2 protein-coding genes are annotated in these 1,836 nt (G+C 54.7%); both read left to right on the top strand.

Annotated features, from left to right (window positions below; translation table 11 throughout):
- The coding region (locus ABX962_RS35550) for a sulfatase (RefSeq protein WP_372726378.1) at positions 1–1,251 on the top strand (1,251 nt) is incomplete at its 5' end.
- 77 nt (positions 1,252–1,328) lie between these two features.
- A partial coding sequence (locus ABX962_RS35545; RefSeq protein ID WP_372726377.1) for a sulfatase-like hydrolase/transferase occupies positions 1,329–1,836 on the top strand: 508 nt, incomplete at its 3' end.

The raw sequence follows: 1,836 nt of genomic DNA, 5'->3' as shown, positions 1-1,836 counted from the left end.
GCGTTTATCACCGGGATGTATCAAACCAGCATTGGAGCACATCATCATCGCAGCGGACGCGGGACTGAAAAAATCGAGTTACCTCAAAACGTCACACTGGTTCCCAAGCTTTTCCAGGACGCGGGTTACCACACCTCGATCACCGGTTGGCCACTGAACGGCAAGTTGGGTAAAACCGACTACAATTTCCAGTGGGACGAATCGGTCTACGACAGCAACGATTGGCAGGACCGCAAACCGGGCCAGCCTTTCTTTGCCCAAATTCAAACCGCGGGCGGCAAACTGCGAGGCAAGGACGCAAGCGGATGGGACAAGATCGCTCGGCAAGCCAAAAAAGAATTCGGCAACAGTACGGGCATTGATGCCGTGACGTTGCCGCCGTATTACCCCGATCATCCTGATATTTTGCGAGACTGGGCTGCCTATCTGGATTCGGTTCGCTTGACCGATGCGATGGTGGGCGAAGTGCTCGATCGACTCGGGCGCGAAGGCGTGCTCGAGAACACCTTGGTGCTGTTCATGACCGACCATGGCATCAGCCACGCTCGTGGCAAACAATTCATGTACGACGAAGGACTGCACGTGCCGTTGGTGATTGCGGGTCCGGGCGTTGAACCGGAAACGGTCCGCGATGATGTGGTCGAGCATATTGACATCGCGGCACTTTCGCTGGCGGCAGCGGGAATCGAAATCTCAAACACCATGCAAGCCAAGGATATCTTGGCAAGTGACTACGAACCGCGTGAGGCGGTTTTCGCCGCTCGCGACCGCTGTGACGAAACGGTCGACCACATGCGATCGGTGCGAACCAATGAATTCAAATACATCCGCAACTTTCTACCAAACCGTCCCTATTTGCAGCCTTGCGCGTACAAAGATGCCAAGGCGATCTTGATCGCGCTGCGTGAATATCACGCCGTAGGCAAGTTAAACGAAGTGCAAGAATTGATTTTTCGCGACGTACGGCCGGCCGAAGAACTGTACGACGTCAAAAACGATCCGCACGAGATTCATAATTTGGCAGGCGATCCGGCGAACGCGAACAAGCTGAAAACGCTGCGTGATCGCTTGGACCGATGGATGGAAGAGACTGGCGACCAAGGACGCCAACCCGAATCGGTCAAAATGTACGACAGCGACATGCAGGTCTACACCGACCGGCTTGCATTGCCAAAATTTGATCCGGCTCACTTGAAGGAAGTCCAGGACAACATTGCGATCATGAAAAAATGGGCCGCCGAAGGCAAGTAAGCCTTTGACTCTGAATCTTCCGATGGAATTGGATTCGCCGCCACAAATTCCGCATTCCTATCTGCGAGCACGACTTGATGAAACATGATTACCGACGACGAACCGGCACTGGCTGCGCACCGCGATCGGCGACGGCAGCCAAAAACGTGTTTAGAAAGCTTGCCTTGCTAGCCCTCGTGATGGGCGGCCTGTTTACGGGGCTGTTCCCCGTATCCGCAGAGGAGCAAGCAACCAGCGAGCGGCCCAATATCCTTTGGATCTTTTCCGAAGACCTATCACCGTTCACGGGATGCTATGACGATCCGATCAATGCGGGGCATACGCCAGCGATTGATCAATTGGCTGCCGATGGAGTGTTATTTAAACGCGCGTATGTGCCGGCGCCGGTTTGTTCCGCGTGCCGCTCGGCGATGATCACGGGTGTGATGCAAACGACGACGGGAACGCACCAACACCGGTCCGGACGTACCACCGATGGACAAATCGTTCCGCCGGATACTCAGATTCATCTTCCTGAAGGAATGAAGACGATCCCGGAATTGATGCGTGCAGCGGGCTACTTTACATTCAACAGCGGTAAAGACG

The organism is Novipirellula sp. (assembly GCF_041583735.1).
Lineage (GTDB): Bacteria > Planctomycetota > Planctomycetia > Pirellulales > Pirellulaceae > Novipirellula.
The sequence above is the reverse complement of the archived record's forward strand: the minus strand, read 5'-3'. Positions and strand labels throughout refer to the sequence as shown.